Annotated in this window: 12 protein-coding genes; 4 read left to right on the top strand and 8 right to left on the bottom strand. The window is 67.4% G+C overall.

The window, feature by feature from the left end; genetic code table 11:
• Positions 1-59: 59 nt before the first annotated feature.
• Positions 60-734, bottom strand: a complete 675-nt coding sequence (locus Y958_RS31190) for a hypothetical protein (RefSeq protein ID WP_145727989.1) — start codon at positions 732-734, stop codon at positions 60-62.
• Entirely contained in the window at positions 734-4,096 is a 3,363-nt protein-coding gene (locus Y958_RS02180; RefSeq protein WP_186291225.1) for an RHS repeat-associated core domain-containing protein, read from the bottom strand. The genes Y958_RS31190 and Y958_RS02180 overlap by 1 nt, the downstream gene beginning before the upstream one ends.
• Positions 4,097-5,352: 1,256 nt before the next feature.
• On the opposite strand from Y958_RS02180, the gene Y958_RS02175 reads away from it, so the two are divergent.
• A complete protein-coding gene (locus tag Y958_RS02175) occupies positions 5,353-5,676 on the top strand; it encodes an RHS repeat domain-containing protein (protein WP_211098510.1) in 324 nt (107 codons plus the stop codon).
• A gap of 63 nt (positions 5,677-5,739) precedes the next feature.
• On the opposite strand, the gene cobT is transcribed toward Y958_RS02175, so the two are convergent.
• Complete coding sequence (gene cobT, locus Y958_RS02170) at positions 5,740-6,777, bottom strand: nicotinate-nucleotide--dimethylbenzimidazole phosphoribosyltransferase (protein WP_088870731.1); 1,038 nt, start codon at positions 6,775-6,777, stop codon at positions 5,740-5,742.
• A gap of 84 nt (positions 6,778-6,861) precedes the next feature.
• Here cobT and cobS point away from each other — a divergent pair, with 84 nt between their 5' ends.
• From cobS to Y958_RS02155, 3 genes are all read left to right on the top strand, one after another.
• Positions 6,862-7,677 carry an adenosylcobinamide-GDP ribazoletransferase gene (gene cobS / locus Y958_RS02165; RefSeq protein WP_145727990.1) on the top strand — a complete coding sequence of 272 codons (816 nt, stop codon included), beginning with the start codon at positions 6,862-6,864 and terminating at the stop codon, positions 7,675-7,677.
• Positions 7,678-7,724: 47 nt separating this feature from the next.
• Positions 7,725-8,342, top strand: coding sequence for a histidine phosphatase family protein (locus tag Y958_RS02160; RefSeq protein ID WP_244909332.1), 618 nt, complete (start codon positions 7,725-7,727; stop codon positions 8,340-8,342).
• Between the two features lie 202 nt (positions 8,343-8,544).
• Positions 8,545-9,231 carry a lipid-binding SYLF domain-containing protein gene (locus Y958_RS02155; protein ID WP_088870728.1) on the top strand — a complete coding sequence of 229 codons (687 nt, stop codon included), beginning with the start codon at positions 8,545-8,547 and terminating at the stop codon, positions 9,229-9,231.
• Positions 9,232-9,277: 46 nt separating this feature from the next.
• On the opposite strand, the gene Y958_RS02150 is transcribed toward Y958_RS02155, so the two are convergent.
• Genes Y958_RS02150 through hemC form a run of 5 tightly spaced genes read right to left on the bottom strand, consistent with a single transcriptional unit; the run spans position 9,278 to position 15,298 of the window.
• Complete coding sequence (locus Y958_RS02150; protein WP_088870727.1) at positions 9,278-10,258, bottom strand: cobalamin biosynthesis protein CobD/CbiB; 981 nt, start codon at positions 10,256-10,258, stop codon at positions 9,278-9,280.
• Positions 10,255-11,724, bottom strand: a complete 1,470-nt coding sequence (locus Y958_RS02145) for a heme biosynthesis protein HemY (RefSeq protein ID WP_088870726.1) — start codon at positions 11,722-11,724, stop codon at positions 10,255-10,257. The genes Y958_RS02150 and Y958_RS02145 overlap by 4 nt, the downstream gene beginning before the upstream one ends.
• On the bottom strand, positions 11,721-13,556 hold the full coding sequence (locus Y958_RS02140; protein ID WP_145619982.1) for a COG4223 family protein: 1,836 nt from the start codon (positions 13,554-13,556) through the stop codon (positions 11,721-11,723). The genes Y958_RS02145 and Y958_RS02140 overlap by 4 nt, the downstream gene beginning before the upstream one ends.
• Positions 13,557-13,573: 17 nt before the next feature.
• A complete protein-coding gene (locus Y958_RS02135; protein WP_088870724.1) occupies positions 13,574-14,299 on the bottom strand; it encodes a uroporphyrinogen-III synthase in 726 nt (241 codons plus the stop codon).
• Between the two features lie 21 nt (positions 14,300-14,320).
• Entirely contained in the window at positions 14,321-15,298 is a 978-nt protein-coding gene (gene hemC / locus Y958_RS02130; RefSeq protein ID WP_088870723.1) for a hydroxymethylbilane synthase, read from the bottom strand.
• Between the last annotated feature and the right edge of the window lie 19 nt (positions 15,299-15,317).

Below are 15,317 nucleotides of genomic sequence, written 5' to 3'. Positions count from 1 at the left end.
GGGCAGTCAGCTCACAGGCAGATGAACGGCGGCGCCCCACGTCCGGCCAATGGCCCAACTCACTTTCGCCAGGAGCTAATCTCCTTAGAAAGCTGCGGATCGTTCCGGAGCCTTTCGATTGCCTGCTTTGCGATAGGATTTTTAGAATCCCGCAAAGCAGAAAGAAGCAAAATCCGGCTTTCACCCTGGGTGCGATCTTCCGCCAAGGCGATTAGCTCTGGAAGAGTTTGATCTGTCACAGCAACAGCTAATACACAGGCCAACCCATCCTTGGTGCCAAGGTGATATTCCTTCGTCTCACCTCGCGCAATGACACCTTGGCCCATCGCCGCATTACGATACTCCTTAACTAGCATCGGCCAATTTTCTTTTACTTTGGGATCGGGAACCGCAAGAGATCTAGCAATACCCTCCTTGATTCTATCCGAATAAGGCAACGTCAGATGCCTTAACAGCACCGGTATTGCAGCTTGATAAGCAGTCTTTGCGCTCAGGAAGTCCCATACACTTTCAACTTCAAATCCAACATCCTTTAGATCATTGATTATCGGATCTTGTTCAATTCGAAGTCTTTTTGTGCGTTCGGAAATTTCCTCTCTTTTTTTTTGATTTATAGCACGAAGCCTTAACATTTCATCGTCAGTTAATTTCAATCGAAGAAAATCATTCGCCGTAATTCTCTCCAGTTCGCCATCAGTCAATGGTGGACGGTTCTGCCTTGACTTTTCTTTCATCAGAACCCCGGTATTATCAGGTGATTAATAAGACCCGCGTCAATCGCGTTCTGCAAAGAACCCGATATAGCCGTGTCGCTTCTCGTGTACAAATCAAATGTCATTCCATTTTCTTGGGAATAACTCAGATAATCTCGTATCTGCTGCGTAAAGTTCAACTTAGATACGTTCTTCACTTCACTGAGGGCTTCTTGTGTCATTCCGTCAGGAATACGTGCGCGTCCATTCATAAGAATGGAGCGAGGTTTGCTCCCAATATCATACACACTCCGTACCGCCGCCTCACCGTCCCTGCCCAACTGCCCGGCGCTTTTTGTCGCGGTGACAACTATCTCCTCAATGGCGGCTTCGGCAGGCGCCTCAGCCTCGCCGGCCGTTTGAGCCATGGACGCGATTTGGGGGAACCTCGCCGCGCTTCCAACAATGCCCAGCCCCCTCCACGCCATCACGACGCCCCGTATCCCCGCACCGGGTAGCGCCATGGAAAGTGAAGTCTTGTGTATATCCGCGAGGACATTTCCCATCCCATTGGGATCAAGGGTCGGGAAAAATGGGCGAACCGGTCTTTGCGCGGTGACTTCACATTCCATTATACCGAACGCGGCCGATTCACAGTCCAATCCCGTAGGATCAACGTTGTTGATCGGATCACCGCCGACGTAGGCATAAACATTCATGCTGGCGGCATAGCCGGTCGGATCAGCCTCCGCGAACTTGCCAAGGCCAGGAAGATACATGCGGGCCTTGTAGTAGTACACTCCGACTTCCGCCAGGTAGGCCTGGCCGGTGTACTGGAAGCGGCCCATGTTGCCCGCGCCCGAGCGGCCGTATTCATCATAGGTGTTGACGGCCAGCACGGTGCCGCCGCCGTCCGTCACCGCCACCACCGAGCCACGCTCATCCGGGATCAGCCAGCGGCCCACGCCCATGGCCGGCCCTTCGTACCATACGGCGGTCTCGTCCGTGGCGGCGCCCGGGATATAGCGGCGCAGCACGTTGCCCGAGCTGTCGTACTCCGCCACCAGGCGATTGCCGAAGTACAGGAAGCGCGTGGTCGACGATTGGCCGACCTGGGATAGGCGCCCCATGGCGTCGTAGCCCAGGCTGGTGGCTGGCGACACGCTGGCCATCTGGCTATCGGCGTCATGGGCCGTCGTGGTCGCCCCATAAGTGTACAGATTGCCCCGAGGGCCATAAGTCAGCGATGAGGTGCCGGACGGACCCGAAACGGAGGTTGTCTGGTTCAATTCGTTGTTGGCGTAGTTGGTCGTGCCGTTCATCGGCACTGTGCCATCATAGGCCGCGTTGGAATTCGTCCTTTTAAGGATCTGGCCCGCCAGATTGTAACCGAAGCTCAGCGACGTCAGGCGGGGGGAGCTGTCACTGCACTGGCCGGCGGTTCCGCCGAGATCCAGGAACGTCAGCCGCGACGCGCTGTCGAAACAATAGACGCTCGTCACCCCGTTGGCCCGCGTCGTCGATTGCCGCCGGCCCAAGTCATCATAGCTGTAGCTCTGCACCCAGTTGCCGTTGACCGAGATGCCGGTCATCGCCCCCGTCGCGTCATAGCTGTAGTCGGCGTAGGTTCCGTCCGGCCAAATCAACCGCTGGAGGCGGCCGGCGGCATCATATTGCGCGGAGACCTTGCGCCCGTCCGTCGTCTGGCTGGTCAACCGGCCCAGCGCGTCATAGACGGTGGTCACCGACGCCTTGCCGTCCGCCGTCGCCTGCGTCACGTGACCCAGATTGTCATAGCTGTAGTTGAAGTTCCCGACGCTCCGGTTCGTCACCTGTTCCAGGGCGTCGCGCGTGTATCCCATCGTCGTCTGATTGTCCCGCTGCCGCCACGACGTCATCCGGGAATTATTGTCGTAACTGTAGGCATCGGTGAAGGCCGTGCCGTTCACCGCCGGATAGGTCACCAGCGTCAGGTTGTTGAAGCCGTCATAGGTGTAGCTGGTGGTGTGGTTATTGCCGTCCACCATCGTCGCCTTCAGGCCGTTGGCAGTGTAACTGGTGCCGGAGATGATCTGGTTGCTGGTATCCTTCACCTGCGTCAACCGCCCCACGGCGTCATAGCCGTAGTTGATCCACCGGTCGTCGCCGGTGCCCTTCATGGGCCGTGTCGTCCAGATCAGGTTGTTGGCCGCATCATAGCCGTATGCCGTCGTCACCAGCTCATTCCCGCCAGCGTCCTTCAGCACGTCCCACGTCTTGCGACCCTGGCCGTCATAAATGACCGTCGTCTTCTGCAGCGTGACGAAATTGGACCAGTCGCCATCCGACTGGCCGTTGACCGTACCCTGGCTGGTGTCCGTGACCTGACCGTCTGGATTGTAGCTGATGGCGGTCGCCCGGTACTTGCCCGACGCACCAGCCGCCGGCCCCACCACGCCCACCATCTGGCGGACGGCGTCATAGCGATACCGCGTGGTGCCGGTGTTGGCCGGCCCCGTCACCGTCAGCTTGTTGCCCACACTGTCATAGGTCACGCTCGTCGTCGCCGACACCGAATCATCGCCTGAACTCTGCGTCATCGACACTGGCAGCAGGTTGTTCGCCTGGCTGCCCGAGGTGTCGCCGTAACCGATGCTGGTCTTGGACTCGACCCCATTCTGGCCATTGTTGCCGGTGGTGTCGCAGGCGGAGCCCGTCCAGTTGCCGTTGACGCAGGTGGACGTGCCCGTAGGCAGATAGATGGTGCCGCCGCCCGTCAAGCTGCCGCTGCTGTTCTTGTAATACGCCTGGTACGGGCCGTAGCTGTACCGCGCCTGGGGCTGGGCCTTGCCGGCACCGGGAGCATCCCGGGTGATTGTCTTTACACCCCCGTGCGTCGGATCATAGGTGTAGTAGGTCCAATGGCCATTGTCGTCGTGGCTGCCGCTGGGTTTGTTGCAGGTTTTGGGGTTGGAACAGCCACTCTCATACGTGGCCTCAGACCACACCACCAGGCCGCTGCCCGGCTTGCCGTACGTCGTCGTCTTCGTGACGTTGCCGCGACTATCGTAATCATAGGTGACGTAGTCGCCTTCCGGCTGCGTCACCTGCGTTAGCCGGTTATAGCTGTCATAGCTGTACGATGTCTTGTTGAGCAGCGCATCGGTGTCGCTCAGCATCTGGCCAGTGAGGATGTTACTGGTCACCACGCGCTGATGGTTCAGGGGATCCGTCACCGTGGTGGTGCGAACGTTACCGTTATCGGAATAGCTGTAGTTCCAGGTGCCAGCACCATTGCTTACTGAACTAACATACCCCAGGCTGTTATAGCTGATGGTGACATTGTCACTGCCGCTTGAGGGGCGGCGGATGGCGGTTATATAGAGACCGGAATGATAGCTATAACGCGTAGTATGCCCCAGCATATCTGTGACATTAAGAGCATTGTTATCGTCAGATGGGATTGTGTAATTAACAGTGGGCCAGTTTTGGTTTTGGCTGAGTGAGCAAGTCGGCGCAATTGGCGAACAAATATCTATTGTTTGATTAAATCCGACTACACTTGCTATTTTCATAAAATTCTTGGCGTTCGTCGTTCCTGATATGAAACCATTACTTCCACCATTATTTGGATCACCGTCATAGGAATAATTAAAATGAATCTGGTATCCAAAATTATTAGTCACAGACTGAAGGCGCGCCGCAACAACACATGCAGGTGTGCATATTTGTGGAAAAACGTAATTCCATTTAATTATCTCACCAGAGGGCTTTGTTACACTTGAAATTATATAAGTATTAGAAAATATTGCGACGGTTCCATCGCCCATAGTGTAATAATATAACCCACTCGAATCAACCGTTAGCGTTGATCCGCTGCCTACAGTGTTAGTAAAATTGCCGTTTCCTGACAATGAGAATTTCTCGGATGCTGTCCCCGTCGAAACCGTATAATCAGTTCCATTCTTATAAATTTGCCAAGACAAATTGTCGCGCCATCCCGTACCCGTAAAAGTTCTAGCATAAGATAATCCACCCGCTCCTGGCTGACCAATAATCACCTCTGGAACAGTCAATGTAAAATGACCGCTTCCCAGATCAACATTCTGTGGATCCACCGCAGAGTAAATAGGCGCCGGATCCGATAAGGCGCTCTGTGCATATCCATCTCGTGACCCCGCCAGAACTATGATGGAAAAAGCACTAAAAAAGGCTAGGCCAACAGCGACACGGCAACGGGCGAAAATCATGCTTCCTCACAGTACGGCGGGAGACCAATCAACGGCCTGCGGCGGCGAGGTCGCCGCTTTATCGAAAGGCCGAGGTCAAGTGCGATGGCCGGGAGGCGTCGGGACGGAGCCGCCGCCGATGAGGGATCCCGCTTGATGCCAAATATTTTCCCATCGCCGCCGTGCATCCTTTATATAATATGCCAAAAGTAAGATAACCTAACGTCTACGAACCGGCCAATACCTTTCAATGGAATTTTTCCGCCCGCCACGTCCATATCGTGCCGATGGCGGGACATCCACCCGGATACGGCGACGGATGGAGCGTCGAGGCTCATATCAGGCCGTGGTTATTTTTGATAGAAAATGGCTGAATTATATGGCGCCGCTACGGGTGGCGCCCGGTATAAGTACCCGTCGCGCCATAGCATGCTGACCGTCCAGGAGGCCTCATGACGTCCCGTTTCGTCCCCACCGCGCCCAGCCGGACGCGACGCGCCGGTTTCGCCCTTGCCACCGTCATGGCCACCACGCTGCTGACCGGCGTCGCCTGGGCCGGCACGTCGCAGTATGAGTACGACACGCTGGGACGCTTGACCAAGGTGACCGGGCCCGGCGGCGCCATCACCACCTACACCTACGACGCCGCCGGCAACCGCACCGCCGTGACCACCACGGGCGGCTCATCGTCCTCCCCCTACGGCACCAAGGTCATCGTGCTGCCCTTGCTGGGCGGCTTCGTGCTGCCCATTCCCGGCTCACCCTTCTCCAACTAAGCCCTGCACGACGGGGGCCGGGGCCTGGACCGGCATCGTGCCGGCCCAGGGAGGCCAGGCTGTTCAATGGGTGGCCCGGCCCTCGCCGCCGCGCGTGGACACGCCGGCCTCCGCGAAGGTGGCCATGCCGGTGTGGCAGGCGACGGCGGCCTGGAGGATGGGCAGGGCCAGGGCGGCGCCGGAGCCTTCGCCCAGGCGCATGCCCAGGGTCAGCAGCGGTTCCTGGCCGATAGCGTCCAGCAGGCGGCGGTGGGCCGGCTCGGCCGACAGGTGGCCGACGATGCAATGGTCCAGGGCGCGGGGGTCCAGCTTGTACAGCACGGCGGCGGCGGCGGTGCAGGCGTAGCCGTCCAGCACCACGGGCGTGCGGGCCATGCGGGCCGCCATGATGGCGCCGACGATGGCCGCCAGCTCATACCCGCCCAGGGCGCGCAGCACATGCAAGGGATCGCTGAGCAGGTCGGCGTTGGCCGCCACGCCCGCCGCGACCACGGCGGCCTTGCGCGCCATGCCCTGGGCATCCAGGCCGGTGCCGGGGCCCACCCAGTCCTCAGCCGTGCCGCCGAACAGGGCCAGGCACAGGGCGGCCGCCGCGGTGGAATTGCCGATGCCCATCTCCCCCAGGCACAGCACGTCGATGCCGGTTTCCACCGCCATCATGCCGTAGGCCATGGCCCGGGCGCAGGCCTCCTCGCTCATGGCGGGGCCGTGGGTGAAGTCGGCGGTGGGGTTGTCCAGGTCCAGCTCATAGACGCGCAGGTCGGCGTCGGCCTGGCCGCACAGCTGGTTCACCGCGGCACCGCCCTGGGTGAAGTTGTGCACCATCTGCGCCGTCACCGCCGCCGGATAGGCCGACACGCCCAGCGCCGCCACGCCGTGGTTACCGGCGAACACCGCCACGCGCGGATGCTGCACCCGGGGGGGCGTGCGGCCCTGCCAGGTGGCCAGCCATTCCGTCAGGCTTTCCAGCCGGCCCAGGGCGCCGCGCGGCTTGGTCAGCTGCACCTCACGCTGCATGACGGTGGTGGCGGCCTCCAGATCCGGGCCCGGCAGGTCGGCCAGGACGCGGCGGAATTCGTCGAAGGAGGGGATGTCGCTCATGATGCTCCGGCCCGATAATGGGACCCGCGACTGGGCGCCGGAGTGGCGCTGGCGGGCGGACGGGACTTCCCGTATACCGGAACCATGACTGATGCAACGGGGCCGCGCCTGGGCGGTGTCTTCGCCGAATTCATAGCCGCCGTGATCTTTTTGACGCGGCTGCCCATCCGTTGGCGCGGGGCCTGGCCCAAGGACCTGGATTCCCGTGCCCTGACCTGGTTCCCCATCGTCGGCACGCTGATCGGCGCCGTGGGCGGCCTGGTCTATTGGGGGCTCAGCAGCGTCAACGTCCCGCCCCTGCTGGCGGCCCTGCTGACGGTGGGCGCCTTGATGGGCCTGACCGGGGCCCTGCATGAGGACGGCCTGGCCGATGTGGCCGACGGCTTTGGCGGCGGGCGCGACCGCGAGGCCAAGCTGACCATCATGAAGGACAGCCGGGTGGGCACCTATGGCGCCGCCGCCCTGGTGCTGAGCGTCGCCGCCCGCACCCTGGCCCTGGCGGCCATCGCCAGCCCCCACCATGTGGCCGTGGCCCTGATGGGGGCGCACGCCTATGCCCGCGCCTTCCTGCCGGGCATGAAGCTGTTGTTGCCGGAGGCGCGACTGGTGGGCAACAGCGCCAATGTGGGCAAGCCCAACAGCGCCCGCGCCCTGGCGGCGCTGCTGGCCGGCTTCGTCCTGGCGGCCACCACCCTGACCAAGCTGCCGCTGGATGGCGGCATGACCCGCCTGGCCATCCTGGCGGTGGCGGCCGGCGGCGTCCTGGTCGTGGGGCAGCTGGCCCGGCGCCAGGTGGGCGGCATCACCGGCGACGTGCTGGGGGCGACGGAACAGGTGGTGGAGATCCTGTTCCTGGTGGCCGTGACCGGCGCGCTGGGCGGCTCCGTCGCCATGCCATGACCACGTCCTTCCCCCCCTCAGCACCTCCCCCCTTGGCGACGCCCCCGTTGGCGAAGACGGTGCGGTGGTGGTGGGTGCGCCACGCCCCCCTGGCACAGCCGCATCAGATCGCCGGACAGGCCGATGTGGAGTTGGCCCTGTGGCCGGGCTCCAGCGCCCAGCTGACGGCGGCGCGCCTGCCCACCAGCGCCGTGTGGCTGGCCAGCCCCCTGGGCCGCACGCGGGAGACGGCCGCGCGCCTGGCGGCCCTGGTTCCCGCCGCCCCGACTGAGCCGGCGACCGATCCCCGGCTGATGGAACAGCATTTCGGCGCCTGGCAGGGCCACAGCTACGCCGAGCTGGAGGATGCGGGCGACCCACACCTGGCCCCCTTCTGGGCCGACCCAGCCAGCGTCGCCCCGCCCGGCGGCGAGAGCTTCGCCGAGGTGTGCCGCCGCGTCGCCGGGGCGGTGGAGGAGTGGAGCACCCGGCAAACCGGCGACCGCGACATTATCTGCATCAGCCACGCCGGCCCGGTGCGCGCCGCCATCGCCCAAGCCCTGGCCCTGACGCCCGCCACGGCCCTGTCGCTGGACGTGGCGCCCCTGTCGCTGACCCGCCTGGACCGCATCGCCACCGCCAATGGCCCCGTCTGGGCCGTGCGCTGGGTGAACCGCATCCCCTGACCCAACCTTGCCGCACGGCCGCCTTACTTCGCCTTTAGGGTCACCCCCACGGTGTCGGCTGCTTGGGGCCTGATGAGGCGTGCCCGTCTGGGGGCGCCCGACTGGGCCATGGGCGGCGGCATCCAGATATGGTAGGAATTCTGCCAACACCATCAAAAGATGGTTCAGCCACGCTGAACCCCGACTAATGAGGATGAGGAAGATGATCGATCGGCGGCAGGTGTTGGCGGGTGCGGCGGCGGGCGTGGCGCTCGCGCTGGGAACCGCGATGCCGGCGCGAGCGGAGGTGACGGAGGCGCAGCTGATGGTGGAGCGCGCGCGGCTGACCGCCATGACCCTGCTGGGCGATCCGCAATACGCCCCGCTGAAGAACCTGCTGGGCCGGGCCAAGGGCGTGCTGATCCTGCCCAACGTCATCCAGGCCGGCTTCTTCCTGGGTGGGGGCGGCGGCACCGGCGTGCTGGTGGCGCGCGGCACCGACGGGTCGTGGAGCGGCCCCGCCTTCTACACCATGGCCGAGGCCAGCTTCGGCCTGCAGTTCGGCGGCCAGCAGGCGCAGATGATGCTGGTGATCATGACCGACAAGGGCCTGAATGCCGTCATGGACCGCAGCGTGAAGCTGGGCGCCGACGCCAAGGTGGCGGTGGGTGAGCTGGGCACCCAGGTGGGCGCCGGCTATGGCGTGGGCGTGGATGCCGACATGTACGTCTACGCCAAGACCAGCGGCCTGTTCGGCGGCCTGGCCGTCGACGGCTCGGTCATCACCCCGCGCAAGGAATGGAACGACATCTTCTATGGCCAGCAGACCACGCCCGAGCAAATTCTGCTGGACCGCGCGTTCTTCCGCCCGGAAGCCCAGGCTTTGGCGAGTGTGCTGAGCGGTAGTTGAGGGATATCGGGATCGCCTCGGGCGCCCACCGGCGCCTGAGGACCTCTCACGCCCACACCAGCGCCAGCAGCGCGATACACACGGCCAGCAGGCCAGCGGCGGCGGTCAGGGCCACGACGGCGCGCATGTCGCTGGCGTCGACACGGGCGCGGCCGGTGCCCAGCCAGTCCTCGTAGACCACCATCTCGCCCTCCTTGCGCGGCCCGGCCAGGGCAAGGTTCAGGGCGCGGGCCACGGCGGCCAGGGGCAGGGCGGCCGTGCCCTGGATATGCTGGGTGCGCAGAGCGGCCAAGGCCGTGCCCGGGCGGCTGCCGGGCACCATCAGGCAGCCGGCGGCCAGGAACAGCACGGTCAGGCGCGCCGGCACCCAATCCATGACCAGCAGCGCGCGCCGCGCCGGCCGGCCAAAGGCGGCGTAGCGCGGTGAGGTGTGGCCCACCGTTACCGCCACCGTCTCCACCGTCACCCAGATCATCAGGCCGGGGAGGTCGAACAGCGCGAACCAGAACAGCGGCGCCACCAGGCCGCGGCTGACCTGGCCCACCAGCGCCTCCATCCCCGCCCGCAGCACGGCGTGACGGTCCATGGACCAGACGGGTTTGTGGGTCAGCGGCGCCACCGCCTGGCGCAGCGCCTCTTCATCCGCCGCCGTGGCGGCCGCCAGCAGGCCCCGCATGGTGACCAGCAGACGGCCGAAAAGCAGCGCCCGCGTCACCAGCAGCAGCGACAGCAGCCAGGCCACGCGCACATGCGCGGCGGCGATGGTCAGCACCAGGGCCGCCAGGCCCACGCCGCCGCCCAGGATGAGGATCAGCAGGGCGCCCCGCGCCAGGCGCACGCTATCCAGCCGCTCGATCCGGTTCAGCCGCTTGTCGGCCCAGCGCACCGCGCCGGCCAGCTGGCTTTGCGGCGTCGCCAGCCAGCGGTCCACAGCGGGGAAGCCGGCGATGAAGGCGTTCAGCACCAGGGCCAGCGCCAGCAGCAGCAGCGATTCCGCCCGGGGCGGGGCGAACGGCAGGGGAATCATGTCCGTCTACCGGGCCTGAAGCTGGCCAGCGTGAACGACGGCAGCCGGTTCGACAGGCCGCGCAAACCGCCGCCTGCCTCCGCCCCGCCCGTCGGCGGTTCCGGCGGCGGCAGGAAGCCCAGCGTCTCGGCCGCCGCACTGCGCGCGGCGCTGCCAGGCACCCGCCAGACCAGGGTGTCGAAGCCGCCGCAATGGCTGCACAGCGCCCCCCAGGCGGGGTTCACGCCGCCGCAGGCCTGGCATACCCAGGCGGGATCGGGGGCGGCCTTGGCCGCCTGGGCCAGGTGGCCGCGCTCCTCGGCACCCTGGCCATGCTCCGCCGTCGCCAGCGCCGCCAGGCGGCGATAGACGCGCGCGCTGGGCCGCAGGGCCAGGGCGCGGGTCAGGTGGCCCCGCGCCAGGCCCCACAGGCGCGCCTCGGTCGCAGCGTCGGCCAGGGCGACGTGGGCCTCCGGCACGCTGGTATCCAACGCCACCAGTGCCTCCAGCCGCTTCACCCGCGCCAGCGGGTCGGCGGCATCGCCCGCCTTCTCACCCGCCGTGCCCCAGGCGGCGGCCAGCTCGGGATGGGGTGCCAGCCGCCAGGATTGTTCCAGGGCGCGGGTGGCGGCACGGGCGGCCCCGGTGGCCGCCAGCAGGCGCGCCGCCTGCACCGCCGCCGGCACGGAGGCGGGCTCCAGATCGTGGGCCTTGCGCGCCAACGCCAGCGCCTGATCCTGGTTGCCGTCAGCCTCCGCCGCCCGGCTGCGTTCCACCAGCAGGGCGGCGCGGTGGCGGCGCAGGGCTTCCGCCGGCAGGGCCTTGGCCGCCGTCAGGGCGTCCAGCGTGGCCGCCGCGGCGGTCCAGTCGCCGGCGCGCGCCTGCAGGTCGAACTGGGTCAGCAGGGGCCAGCGCGCCTTGGGCTTCAGGGCGACCGCCTCCTGCACCAGGCCCAGCGCCCGCTGGGTCTGGCCGGCGGCCAGCGCCTGCAGGGCCAGGCCGCGCAGGCCGACGAAGGCCATGTCCGGCTGCTTCAGCGCCGCGCCACGCTCGCGCATGGCGGTGAAATGGCCGGCCGCCGCCGCCTCGTCCCCCGCCAGTTGCGCCGCCTGGGCGGACAGCAGCAGGGTCAGCGACGGTTCGTTCAGCAGGCCGTCGGCCTTGGCGGCCAGGCGGCCGGCGCCGGCGCCGTCCCCGCTGGCCACCGCCAGGAAGCCCCGGCCGAGGGCCTGGTATCCCCGCGTGCGCCGGCTGGTGCGGCGCCCCGCGCCGAAGCGCCCGGGGCTGCGCCACACCAGCACGAAAAGGCGCACCAGGATGTAGGCCACGACCGCCAGCAGCAGCAGGGCCACGGCCACCACGCCCACCTGGGTCTGGATGATGTAACCCTGCCAATCCAGCCGCAGGGTGCCCGGCCGCCGCGCCACCCAGACGGCCAGCGCGATGACCAGGCCCAGGCGCAGCAGGAACCACAGCGTCCGCCTCATGGATGGCCCCCATCAGCCGGCTGGGGCTGCGCAGGGGCGCCCCCCTCGGTCGGCACCGGTTCCGCCGGCTTGGCATCCTCAGGCTTGGCCGCCTCGCCCTTGCCGGCGTCGGAGGACGGAGCGGGCGCGCTTTCGGCCGGTCGTTCCTTAGGAGGCGGCAGGCCGGCCTGCACGTCGCTGACGGCGCGGCGCGAGAGCCGGTTCATGGCGTCATCGGCGCTCAGCCGCGCCTGGGCGTCGCGCAGCCAGGCCTGGACCTCGGGTGCGGCCGCCGGCGGGCCGGACAGGGCCGACATTTCCGCCACCGCCGTGCCGATGTCGCCCCGGTCCAGCGCGGCGCCGGCGCGCGACACCACCGCGTCGGGCGCGTTGCCCTCGATACGGCCGTCCTTGCGGCGAATGGTGACCAGGGCCTTGATGTGGCCCCACAGCTGTTGCAGCCAGTCGGCCCCTTCCGGCACCTGGGCCGCCTGCTGGGCGGCGGTGGCGGCGCGGTCGAAGCCCTCGCGCAGCGCCACGGGGCCGGCCAGTCCGGTGGCCTGGCTTTGCGCCAGCCGATCCAGCGCCTGGCGCAGGGCATCGTCCTCCGGCGCCAGGCTGCGCACCGCCGACAGCTCCACCCCATAGGGCCGGCCGGACAATAAGGCCGCCTGCAGCTGGTTGGTCGCCACCAGCAGCGCCTGGCCGCGACCGGCGGCGGCGGTCTGCGCCGCCAGGCGGCCGCTCAATTCCTCCCGCTGCTGCGCCGACTGGGCCAGCGCCTGTTCCAGCGCCCGCTGCCGATCGGTCAGGCGGTTGAACTGGTCCGTCATCTGCTCCAGCCGGGCGGCCAGGGCGGGATCTGGGGTCGCCGGAGCCGCGGTACCGTCGGTGCCCACGACCGGGGCGGCAGCCAGTTTGGCCTTCAGGTCGGCCACCTCCTGCTCCAGCGTCTGCTGGCGCTGGCCGGCAGCGTTCAGGCGGCGGGCCATCTCGGCCAAGGTCGCCTCCGTCCCCGCCTGCTCCGCTGACTGCGCCGGCTGGGCGGACCCCGATTGGCCGATCGGTAGGGCGGCGGGCAGGCCGGCGCGGCTCAGCCACGGGTCCAGGACGCCGGCGCGGTACAGCGACCAGCCGCCGGCCCCCAGCGCCGCCAGGGAGATCAACAGGGCAAGGGCCGACACGGCCCCCCCGCCCCGGCGTGGCGGCGGGGCGGCTGGCCGGGGCGCGTCGCGGCGGATGGCGTCAGGCTTGGGTACCTCCCTGCGCGGGGCGTCCACCTGGGGCGATTCCGCCTTGGGGGCGTCCGTCTTTGGCAATTCCATGCGGGGGCGATCCGCGCGGAAGGTCTCGCCCAGTGGCGGTGGGAGCGGCGGCGGGGAGGGCGGCACGGCGTCGTCTGGCCGGGCGCCCAGGCGATAGCTGCTGGCGGGGGCCGGCGTCTCCCTATCCAGAGAGGGCTGGTCGGCGAGCGGCGCGGGGCCAGGCGGCAGGGGACGATCGTCCGGCCCCGGCAGCGCGATGACTGCAGTGGCGGACAGGCTGGCGGGCGTCTCGGGCGCGCCCATCACGGCATCCAGCTCGGCGGCTTCCAGGACCAGCCCAAGGCGCGATGCCGCCGCCTCCAGGTCGGCGCGGCGGTTGGGTGGGATATGACCGCGCTTTTTCCAGCCTTGAACAGTGGTCACAGGAATGCCCAGCTTGGCCGCCATGGGCCGGATGCCGCCGAACCGTTCGACGATGGCGTCCACCTGCGGATTGACGCCCGCCTGGGCCAAACCGCCTTGTCCTATAGCAGGGGCGGGTCCCGTGCCGGGGGTGGGGGACCGGGCGTCCGAACCTTCACCGCTCATACGGCGATCCTTTCATCCTAAAAAACGCGTCCAGGCCCGTCGGGCGCCAGGGCCAGCAGGTCCAACAGGGCGGCCTGGTTGGGATGGGCGGCCACGGCGACATGGCGGAACAGGGGGGCGTCTCCCAGGGCGCCCGCCACCGCCGGGCTGAGGCACAGGGCTGAAACGGCGCCCAGATCGGCGCCGCCCTGTACCGCAAGGTTAACAAACGTACGCGCCGACCGGGGAGAAAAAAGCAGCACATGGTCAACCGCGCCGGCCACCAACGCGTCGCGGACGCCGGGTAGCAGGGTGTCCGCCGCCACCGCGCGGTAGAGAACCAGGCGCCGGGCGGTGAAACCCTGGGCCGCCAAGGCGCCGGCGGGATCGCCCGCCACGTCGGCTCCCGCAGCGTGCAGCAGCAGACCCGCTTCGGGCCGGGTTTCAGCCGCCACCAGGCGAACCAGGTCGTCCGCGTCACCGGCGGCGGACCGCACGGTGGTGAAACCCAGTTCGCGCGCCGCGGCGGCGGTGCGGTCGCCCACTGCGTACAGGGGCCACGTACGGGGCGCGCCCTGCCGGGCCAGGGCCCGTACGCCGTTGACGCTGGTGATCAGCACGGCCTGCACATGCGGCGGCAGGGCAACGTCCATGTCCTCCACCGTAAGCAGCGGGTCGATCAGGACGTCGTGGCCCAGGGCCGCCACGGCCGCCGCCGTGCGGTCGGCCTCCGGCTGGGGGCGGGTGATGAGGACGGTGGCCATGGGTGCCGCCCCGTCCCGCCGTCAGGACGCGGTGAAGATGCCGGGCGGCAGGCGGCCCTTCAGCTCGGCACCCGCGTCCAGGCCGGCGGCCCGCGCATCACTGGCCAGGAAGCGGCGGCTGGTGGTGACGATGGTGCGGCCGTCGGGGCTGAGCGCCATGGCCTCCATATTCACGCTGCCGTCGGCCAGCACCCGCGCCAGCGCGGCGATGGGGGTGCGGCAGGACCCGTCCAGGGCCGTCAGCACCCCCCGCTCCGCCGTCACGCGCAGGGCGGTGTCGGCGCAGTTCAGCGGAGCGAGCAGGCGGTTGGTCGCGGCGTCGGCGATGCGGGCCTCGATGCCGATGGCGCCTTGGGCCACGGCGGGCAGCATCACGTCCGCCTCCAGCACCGCCGTCACCTTGTCGGCCAAGTCCAGGCGCCGCAGACCGGCCATGGCCAGCAGGGTCGCGTCCACCTCGCCCTCCGCCAGCTTGCGCAGGCGGGTCTGCACATTACCGCGCAGGGGCACCACGGTCAGGTCCGGGCGGCGGGCCAGCACCTGCGCCTGGCGCCGCAGGCTGGCGGTGCCGACGACGGCGCCGGCGGGAAGTTCCATCAGCGTGGCGCCGTCGCGGCTGAACCAGGCATCGCGAGGATCCTCGCGTGGCAGCAGGCAGGTGATATCCAGCCCCTGGGGCAGCACCGTGGGCACGTCCTTCATGGAGTGGACGGCCAGGTCGATCTCCCCCGCCAGCAGGGCGTCCTCGATCTCCTTGGTGAACAGGCCCTTGCCGCCGGCCTCCGCCAGGGTGCGGTCCAGGATGCGGTCGCCCGTCGTCTTGATGACGACGATCTCGATGGCGCCCGGCACAGCAAGGTGGGGATGGGCCGCCCCCAGCCGGTCGCGCGTCTCATGCGCCTGGGCCAGGGCCAGGGGGCTGCCCCTTGTTCCGATACGCAGGGGCGTGCCGATGCGGAGGGGAGCCTGTGGAGTATGGGAGGGCGTCGCGGTCGTCATGCTTGCCTGTCTATCCCCC

The sequence above is a fragment of the Nitrospirillum viridazoti CBAmc genome, assembly GCF_000730165.1.
GTDB lineage: Bacteria > Pseudomonadota > Alphaproteobacteria > Azospirillales > Azospirillaceae > Nitrospirillum > Nitrospirillum viridazoti.
This window is presented reverse-complemented; position numbering and strand designations above follow the sequence as displayed.

What these genes read in the sequence shown, in the direction of transcription:
- Y958_RS02180 (WP_186291225.1), bottom strand. Translation starts at nt 4,096, where the DNA reads ATGCTGGGGCATACTACGCGTTATAGCTATCATTCCGGTCTCTATATA.
- cobT (WP_088870731.1), bottom strand. Translation starts at nt 6,777, where the DNA reads ATGAGCGACATCCCCTCCTTCGACGAATTCCGCCGCGTCCTGGCCGAC.
- hemC (WP_088870723.1), bottom strand. Translation starts at nt 15,298, where the DNA reads ATGACGACCGCGACGCCCTCCCATACTCCACAGGCTCCCCTCCGCATC.
- cobS (WP_145727990.1), top strand. Translation starts at nt 6,862, where the DNA reads ATGACTGATGCAACGGGGCCGCGCCTGGGCGGTGTCTTCGCCGAATTC.
- Y958_RS02175 (WP_211098510.1), top strand. Translation starts at nt 5,353, where the DNA reads ATGACGTCCCGTTTCGTCCCCACCGCGCCCAGCCGGACGCGACGCGCC.
- Y958_RS02135 (WP_088870724.1), bottom strand. Translation starts at nt 14,299, where the DNA reads ATGGCCACCGTCCTCATCACCCGCCCCCAGCCGGAGGCCGACCGCACG.
- Y958_RS02150 (WP_088870727.1), bottom strand. Translation starts at nt 10,258, where the DNA reads ATGATTCCCCTGCCGTTCGCCCCGCCCCGGGCGGAATCGCTGCTGCTG.
- Y958_RS31190 (WP_145727989.1), bottom strand. Translation starts at nt 734, where the DNA reads ATGAAAGAAAAGTCAAGGCAGAACCGTCCACCATTGACTGATGGCGAA.
- Y958_RS02155 (WP_088870728.1), top strand. Translation starts at nt 8,545, where the DNA reads ATGATCGATCGGCGGCAGGTGTTGGCGGGTGCGGCGGCGGGCGTGGCG.
- Y958_RS02140 (WP_145619982.1), bottom strand. Translation starts at nt 13,556, where the DNA reads ATGAGCGGTGAAGGTTCGGACGCCCGGTCCCCCACCCCCGGCACGGGA.
- Y958_RS02145 (WP_088870726.1), bottom strand. Translation starts at nt 11,724, where the DNA reads ATGAGGCGGACGCTGTGGTTCCTGCTGCGCCTGGGCCTGGTCATCGCG.